This is a genomic window from Corallococcus praedator (genome assembly GCF_003612125.1).
GTDB lineage: Bacteria > Myxococcota > Myxococcia > Myxococcales > Myxococcaceae > Corallococcus > Corallococcus praedator.
This window is the reverse complement of sequence record NZ_RAWI01000441.1, coordinates 1-7,210: the sequence shown is the minus strand read 5'-3', so window position 1 is coordinate 7,210 and position 7,210 is coordinate 1. Positions and strand designations below refer to the sequence as shown.

Genomic DNA, 7,210 nt, shown 5'->3' with positions numbered 1-7,210 from the left:
CCCTCCCGCTGGCTGAGCGCCCTGGCCCTGGCCTCGCTCGTGCTCCTCAGTGGCTGTTCCGCCTTCTCCCGCGCGGTGCGCGAGGGCGATGCCTCCACGAAGGAGCGCCACTGGGCGGAGGCGGAGGCCGCGTACCTGCGCGCCCTGGCCGCGGACCCGGAGGCCTCCGAGGTCACCGTGAAGCTGCGCGCGGTGCGCAAGGAGTGGGGTGCGGAGGTGTACCAGGAGGCCGGTGCCGCCCATGCCTCCGGGGACCTGCCGTCCGCCACCAAGCTGCTGGTGCGCGTGCTGGAGCTGGACCCGGACCATGACGGGGCCCGGGCCCTGCTCGCCCAGACGCTGGAGGCGCGCGTGGGGGTGGCCCTGGGGCTCCTGAAGGAAGAGAAGCTCCAGGACGCCCGCGCGGAGCTGGACGCGGTGCTGGCCGTGGCCCCGGACCACACGTCCGCCCGCAAGGGCGTGGACGCGGTGCAGGTGGCGTGGGCGAAGCGCTTCTTCGCCAGCGCGGACACCCTGGAGAAGGCGGGCAAGCTGGGCAACGCGCTCCTGGCGTACGTGCGCGCGGACCAGGAGCGCGTGGGGGCCACGGCGGCCCGGGAGCGGGCGGAGGCGGTGCGGCTGAAGCTGCGCGACGAGGTGGCCTTCCTGGTGGTGGCCGCGCCCGTGGACGACAAGGCCCAGGCGCCGGATGTCGCGCAGCGGCTGGGCGCGGGACGGCTGGCCACGTTCCTGCCCACGCAGCTGCCCCTGAAGGTCGTGACGGAGGCGCCCCCTGGACGGGTGGGCGTGAAGCTGGAGCTGGCGCTGGAGCGCGTGCTGCCCCTGAAGGCGGTGGAGGAGTCGCAGCGCACGAAGCGCTACCTCGCGGGCAACCGCTCCGTGCCCAACCCCAAGCGCGGCCAGTTCGAGACGAAGCTGCTGGAGACCGAGCGCACGCTGGAGACGGTGGAGCGCAAGCAGGCCGCGGTGCTGCGCGAGTACCTGCGCGCCCAGATGGAGCTGGGCACGCTGCGCGACGCCGCCGAGCGGTGCCGCGAGCGGGAGAAGCGCGAGTGCCGCGAGGCGCTGGTGGAGTGCGGCGAGGAGGCCCGCGACGCGAAGAAGCCGGGCAGCATCCCCGGCGAGTGCAACCCGGAGCGCTGCTCGGGGCAGTGCACCCAGGACGAGGGCCTGATGGTGCAGAAGGCCAAGGCGGCGCGCGTGCTGGAGACGGCGGTGCAGGTGGCCCTGGACAAGGCGGAGACGCAGCGCACGGAGGTGCAGCGCAACCGCGACGCCGTCTTCCGCGAGCCCATCACCGTGGAGGAGCCCATGTATTCGGACTTCGTCTACGACGTGCAGCTGCACCGGCTGACGGTGACGGCCACCGTGACGGCGGTGATGCGCGACCTGCTCACGCCCCAGCAGGTGCCCGCGCCCAACACGCAGGACTACGCGGTGCTGCACGAGGACGTGGCCCACAAGGGCTATGACCGCTACGGCGTGCTCGCGGACCCCGTGCAGCTGCGCAACGAGCTGGAGCTGCGCGTGGACGCGGGCGACAAGGCCGTCGCGGACCTGGCCAAGCGCGTGAAGGAGCGCTTCGACGTGTATCGCGGCAAGCGCGTGGAGGACGCCCGGCGCGGCATGGTGCGCCCCGGGGCCGAGGACGTGGTGGAGACCGCCGTGCGCGCGCTGCTGCTCACCGCCGACGCGCCCCCCCAGGACGTCCTCCAGCCCGTCGCCCGCGCGCGCGGCCTCACCCGGCCGGAGGCGCTGCTCGGGCAGTAGCTCAGTCCAGGCTGGCGCTCATCTCCGGGCGCTCCAGCCGCAGGGCTTCCACCCGCCTGCGCCTCGCGCCCGCGATGGCCAGGTGCCACGCGCCCGCCGCGAGGCCCAGGACGCAGCAGCCCGCCCACAGCGCGGAGGCGTTGACGTGGCCCAGCACCGCGCCGCCCAGCGCGGGCGCGATGCTGGACGCCAGCCCCCACATCATGTGGTACGCGCCCTGGTAGCTGCCGCGCAGCTCGGTCGGCGCCAGGTCCGCCACCACCGAGGGCGCCACGGGTGACTGCGCCATCTCCCCCAGCGTCCACACCGCCACGGCCAGCATCGCCCACGGCACGCCGGTGGGCAGCGCGTGCAGCCCGAAGCCCACCCCCGTCAGCAGGCCCGCGAACGCCAGCGCGGTGGAGCGCCGCACCCGGCCCACGAGGCGGTTGACGAACGGTTGCAGCGCGACGATGAGCACGCCGTTCACCGACATCACGAGCCCGTAGTCGGCAGGTGTCAGGCCCCGCGCGGCCAGCGTCACCGGCAGGCTCATGTGGCTCTGGAAGAAGATGAGGGCCAGCGCGAAGATGGGCAGGCAGAACGCCAGGTACACGCCGTCGCGGAAGGGCGTCAGCAGGTCGCCCAGCGTGGAGCGCGCCGGGGCCCCCTCCACCGCCGCCGGCCGCGTCTCCGGCACCAGCACCCAGACGCAGCAGCCGTAGAGGAACGTGGTCACCGCGTCCGCGATGAAGAGCAGCCGGTAGCCCAGCCCCGCCAGCAGGCCCGCCAGCGGCAGCGCGATGGCGAAGCCCAGGTTGATGACCCAGTAGAGCATCCCGTACGCCCGCGCCCGGTCGCGCGCCGGCACCACGTCCGCGATGGCCGCCGACACCGCCGGCCGGTACAGCTCCCCCAACAGCCCCAGCAGGAAGGCCGCGACCGCGATGCGCCCCAGCGTCTCCGAGAAGCCGATGAACACCATCGCGCCCGCGCCCAGCCACAGGCCTCCCGCGAGCGTCAGGCGCCGGCCCACCCGGTCCGCGAGCATGCCGCCCAGCGGCGCCGCCAGCACCGCGCCCGCGCCGTTCAGCGACACGATGAGGCCCGCCTGCTCCACGCTGAAGCCGCGCTCGCGCGTCAGGTACAGCGCCAGGAAGGGCGCGACGAAGGCGCCCAGCCGGTTCACGAAGGTGCCCACCCACAACACCCAATAGGTGCGGGGCAGGCCACCGCCACCGAGCGCTCTCAACACCGTGGCAACGGGATTCATACAGGGGGCCCGACGGGGACGCGGCGTCAGGACTGACGGACCGCGCGCGCCACAATGCGCCCGCGTCCCGCGCCTTTCCATGACCTTCCACCTCCTGCGCGGCGGTTGGGGCCTCATGCATTCCATCCGCGTGGAAACGCGCATTCCCGGGGCGTGTTCGGGAGGCTGGACTTCTCGGGTGGGCTCCTCCAGGTTGCGCCGCCACCGACACGGGAAGGCGGGACGAAGCAGGGCATGGGTCAGGTCATCGGACTGCTGGGGGTGTGCCTGGTGCTGGGGGTGCTCGCCCGCCGCAGCGGCCGGTTCCCCGAAGCCACGGCGTCGGTCTTCAACGTCTTCCTGCTCAACGTGTCGCTGCCCGCGCTGGTGCTGCGCGCCATGCACCGGCTGGAGTTCGTCCCCGGGCTGGTGGTGGCCGCGGTGGCCCCCTGGCTGCTCTTCGTGGGCTCCAGCGTCTTCATGCGCCTGTTGGGCCCCCGGCTGGGACTGTCGCGCGAGTCGGTGGCGGCGCTCGTCCTCACCGCGGGCCTGGGCAACACCGCCTTCGTGGGCCTGCCCATGGCCGCCGCGCTGCTGGGCCCGGACGGCATGGCGGTGGCGGTGGTGGTGGATCAACTGGGCTCGTTCCTGGTGGTGGCGACGCTCGCCACGCTGACGGCCGCGAAGGCCCACGCCCAGGCCTCGCTGTCCGTGCGCATGCTCGTGCGCAAGGTGCTGGTGTTCCCCCCGTTCCAGGCGCTGGTGCTGGCGCTGGTGCTGCGGCCCTTCGCCTTCCCGGACTGGATGGACTCCGTGCTGCAACGGCTGGGGGACCTGCTCACGCCGCTGGCGCTGTTCCTCGTGGGCTTCCAGCTGCGGCTGGGCGGACTGCGCGCCCGGGTGCCGGCGCTCGCGCTGGGGCTGTCCTACAAGCTGGTGCTCGCGCCGCTGGTCGCGCTGGCCGTGGTGGCGTTCATGCCGGGGCTGGCGCTGGTGGTGAAGCAGACCACGGTGCTTCAAATCGCCATGGCGCCCATGGTGACCGCGGCCCTGCTCGCCGCCGAATACGAGCTGGATCCGGAGCTGGCGGTGCTGATGGTGGGCGTGGGCATCCCGCTGTCGTTCCTCACCGCGCCGCTGTTCATGGCCCAGGTGCACTGACAGGCACCCGGGCCCCGCGCTCACGCTAGAGCTGGCGGATGAACACGGCGTTGAGCTTGTTGTTCGCCGCGCCCGGCGCGCTCTTCACCGTGAGGCGTCCGTCCGACACCGCGACGCGCGCAAGTCCGGTGGTGTAGCCGTAGCCGGTGGGCAGGCCGCTGAGCACCACGGTGTCCTCCGCCTGGATGCGGTAGGCCCCCACGTAGTTGAACGGCTCGCCGGCCAGCATGCTCACCTCGTAGACGCCGTTGGGGACGGCGATCTCCCAGACGCGCTCGCCGCCCTGCTGCAGGCGCGCGTGGCGCTGCGCGACGATGTCCACGTCATGGCCCGCGTCCACCATGTTGGCCGTGTTGTCCACGTTCCACCCGTAGGTGAAGCCGAACTGGCGCGCGCCGTAGATGAGCCCGTTGTCCGGCAGGTAGCCGTAGTTCTCCAGCGGCGGGTTGGACGCGGGCTGGAAGTTGATGTCGATGCCGAACTTCCGCTTCACCTCCAGGAAGGCGAGCTTGTTGTTCACGGCCGGGCTGCTGCTGCTCACCGTGAGCCTGCCGTCCTTCACGTCCACCAGCTTCACCGCTTCGAAGAAGTGCTGGTCCGCGCTCGGCGTGCCGCGCAGCACGTCGCCGTAGTATTCGACGCTGAAGGCGAACTCGCTGTCGGTGAAGTCAGGGTCGCCCGCGACGAGCCGCACCTCGTAGTAGCCGTTGGGCACGGCCAGCTCCCAGGTGAAGTTCGCGCCGTTCTGCGTGCGGATGAGCGTGTCGTACGCCTGCGACGGGACGTTGGGGTTGTTGCGGTCGCGCGTGTTGGCGGTGTTGTCCTGGTTCCACCCGTACGTGAAGCCGTTGCCCCGGTTGCCGTACACCTGGCCGGAGTCCGCCACGAAGCCCGCAGGCACCGGCGCGCTCGCCGGCTGGAAGTTCACCCGCAGCTCCAACGGGACGAACGGGGAGAAGGGACCGGGGGACTGGGCTTGCGCGGGCGCGCCCGCCAACGTCAGGCCCAGCGTCGTGGCGGCGGACAGCAGGAAGCGCTTCATCGGGAACCTCGGAGGCAAAAAAAGAGGGGAATCGCGGCTTACCGCGACTCCCCCGTGCCTCCGCACTGTTTTCAATCCCTTGCCGCCACGGGTGGATGTTCTCCGGGCGGGCCTGTCACCGTGAGGAAGGGCGCTCTGGGGTTACGCGAGCGCGGTGGTCTCGAAGGAGAGCTCCACGCCGTTGGGCTTCACGCGCATCTGCGGACGTGACAGCACGTGGCAGTGGGGGCAGTAGCCGTGGGCGCCCGCGGGCGTGGCACGGATGAAGACCGCGCCTCCGCACACCATGCAGCCCTCGGGAAGATCGAAGTCGGCGAATCGCTCTCCGCTCTGGGTCTCGAAGTGGGTCATGCCATTGAGTTAACGCAGGATCCGCTGGACACAAGGAGACTGAAACCTGCCCGCGAGGACCCGGTTCGCCGCCCCGCCCCTCCTCTCAGGGACAGCAGCCGGATGACAGCGCCCGGCTGCAAACGTTACCGGGGGTCCACCGACTGACCACCTGCCGACACTGCAACCTGTTGTCCAGGCTGGAGCGGGCTGGCACGGGACTTCCATAGCGCACCCCCTCGGACAGCAACGGGACGGGGGAGGCGTGGGATGGGTGCAGGGACGACAGTGAAGGTCATGTGCGACCGGAAGGGCTGGCGGGTGGACGTCACGCCTTCGGAGGGGGACCTGCGGCGCTACCGCTACGCAAGCGAGGCCCAGGCGCGCTACTTCGCGGCGGTGTTCGCGCTGGGGCCGAGCGTGCTGCCTCCCAAGGACCATGCGCGAAGGCGGCAGGGGGCCCGCTTGCCTCTACCCATGCGGCCGGGTTTCGGAGAGGCTGCGATGCATGAGTGATGCTTCCAAGCCCAAGCCCTTCATCCTCCCCAACCGGCAGCACGTCACCAAGGAGCCGGACCCCGGGGGCCGCTGGTCCGCGCAGTTCCCGGAAATGATTGGCTACTCCAGCCAGGGCGGCGGCAAGGTGCCGGCCGACTTCGGATGGAACACCAACCCCAAGCAGTGGCAGGAGGAGCTCACGCCGCAGACGCTGGCGGAGCGCTTCGAGGAGCTGCGCATCCTGCCGCCGAAGAAGGACGCCCCGGCGCTGCCCGCGTCCGGTGGCCCTCCGGCGCTGCCTTCGACGCCGAAGCCGTGATCAACTGAACGGCAGGCTGGCCAGCCGCTCGCGGAAGCGGGCGAGCAGGTCCCTGGCGCCGGCCTCGTTGAGTCCCGCGGACGCTTCCTGACGCCCCTTGCGCAGGAAGACGTCGAAGGGCGCCGAGCGGCCGGAGAGCGCGCCCGCGGCCGTCACCGCCTCCTCCAGGACGCGCGCCGCGCCCGGTGAGCCCAGCTCCAGGTGCATGTCCACCTGCTCCAGCCGGACGCCGCTCGCCGCCCACACCGCGCGGTCATGCACGGTGAGCCAGGTGCGCGTCATCTCCTCCATCGCCTCCTCCAGGAGCGCGAGGAAGGGCTCCACCAGCCCTGGCAGCACGTCCGGCCCCAGCTCGGGCTTCGCGCCCGCTTCGCGCAGCCGGCCCCGCGCCGCGACGATCTCGCGCTTGGTGGGCGTGCGCAGCGCGAGCGACGGCGACAGCGACACGAAGGCTGCGAGGCTCTCCTCCGCCTGCCGCGCCAGCGCGGGCCGCTGGGCATCCATCGCCTTCGCCGCGCGCTCCATCCGTCCCTGCAGCGACCGGCGCAGGTCCGCCGCCGCGCCCCGCAGGGCCACGCGCGCGCCCACCTGGTGGGCGTAGCCGGGCACCACGTCCTCGCGCCGCACGTCGGCGAAGGCCGCGGCGGTGAGGTAGACGAGGTCGCCCACGCGGTTGCGGAAGTCCGCGCGCGACGCGGCCAGCTCCGACATCAGCGTCCAGCGGTCGCTCACCACCTCCGGCCGCCGCATCTGCACGCCCAGCTCCTGCACGCGCCTGGCGAGCCGTTCAGCGCTGGCGTGCAGCACGGCCTCCGCCTCCTGCGCGCGGCGCTCGTCGGAGCTGGAGGGGGGCGGGGCC

General features: G+C 72.2%; 8 protein-coding genes. 4 read left to right on the top strand and 4 right to left on the bottom strand.

Translation table 11 applies throughout. The features are described from left to right. A partial coding sequence (gene traC, locus D7Y13_RS35445; RefSeq protein WP_147452565.1) for an outer membrane exchange accessory lipoprotein TraC occupies window positions 1–1,770 on the top strand: 1,770 nt, incomplete at its 5' end. A 1-nt stretch (window position 1,771) separates the two neighbouring features. Here traC and D7Y13_RS35440 read toward each other — a convergent pair. After that, complete coding sequence (locus tag D7Y13_RS35440) at window positions 1,772–3,022, bottom strand: MDR family MFS transporter (RefSeq protein WP_120537740.1); 1,251 nt, start codon at window positions 3,020–3,022, stop codon at window positions 1,772–1,774. 234 nt (window positions 3,023–3,256) lie between these two features. Between D7Y13_RS35440 and D7Y13_RS35435 the strand changes: the two genes are divergently transcribed. Beyond that, complete coding sequence (locus D7Y13_RS35435; RefSeq protein WP_120537739.1) at window positions 3,257–4,162, top strand: AEC family transporter; 906 nt, start codon at window positions 3,257–3,259, stop codon at window positions 4,160–4,162. 25 nt (window positions 4,163–4,187) lie between these two features. Here the strand turns inward: D7Y13_RS35435 and D7Y13_RS35430 are convergent, their stop codons facing one another. Beyond that, complete coding sequence (locus D7Y13_RS35430) at window positions 4,188–5,204, bottom strand: hypothetical protein (RefSeq protein WP_120537738.1); 1,017 nt, start codon at window positions 5,202–5,204, stop codon at window positions 4,188–4,190. A gap of 141 nt (window positions 5,205–5,345) precedes the next feature. Beyond that, the gene (locus tag D7Y13_RS35425; protein WP_120537737.1) at window positions 5,346–5,555 is read right to left on the bottom strand and encodes a hypothetical protein; all 210 of its coding nucleotides are present in this window, start codon (window positions 5,553–5,555) and stop codon (window positions 5,346–5,348) included. Window positions 5,556–5,831: 276 nt separating this feature from the next. Between D7Y13_RS35425 and D7Y13_RS35420 the strand changes: the two genes are divergently transcribed. Continuing rightward, entirely contained in the window at window positions 5,832–6,050 is a 219-nt protein-coding gene (locus D7Y13_RS35420; protein WP_233595930.1) for a hypothetical protein, read from the top strand. Further along, window positions 6,043–6,351, top strand: coding sequence for a hypothetical protein (locus D7Y13_RS35415; protein WP_120537735.1), 309 nt, complete (start codon window positions 6,043–6,045; stop codon window positions 6,349–6,351). Before D7Y13_RS35420 ends, D7Y13_RS35415 begins: the two co-directional genes overlap by 8 nt. Here D7Y13_RS35415 and D7Y13_RS35410 read toward each other — a convergent pair. Beyond that, window positions 6,352–7,210 (bottom strand): hypothetical protein (locus tag D7Y13_RS35410; RefSeq protein WP_120630934.1); only part of this gene is annotated, 859 nt, incomplete at its 5' end.

Excerpts from the sequence above, each read along its gene's own strand:
- D7Y13_RS35440 (WP_120537740.1), bottom strand. The coding sequence starts at position 3,022 with ATGAATCCCGTTGCCACGGTGTTGAGAGCGCTCGGTGGCGGTGGCCTG.
- D7Y13_RS35435 (WP_120537739.1), top strand. The coding sequence starts at position 3,257 with ATGGGTCAGGTCATCGGACTGCTGGGGGTGTGCCTGGTGCTGGGGGTG.
- D7Y13_RS35430 (WP_120537738.1), bottom strand. The coding sequence starts at position 5,204 with ATGAAGCGCTTCCTGCTGTCCGCCGCCACGACGCTGGGCCTGACGTTG.
- D7Y13_RS35425 (WP_120537737.1), bottom strand. The coding sequence starts at position 5,555 with ATGACCCACTTCGAGACCCAGAGCGGAGAGCGATTCGCCGACTTCGAT.
- D7Y13_RS35420 (WP_233595930.1), top strand. The coding sequence starts at position 5,832 with ATGTGCGACCGGAAGGGCTGGCGGGTGGACGTCACGCCTTCGGAGGGG.
- D7Y13_RS35415 (WP_120537735.1), top strand. The coding sequence starts at position 6,043 with ATGAGTGATGCTTCCAAGCCCAAGCCCTTCATCCTCCCCAACCGGCAG.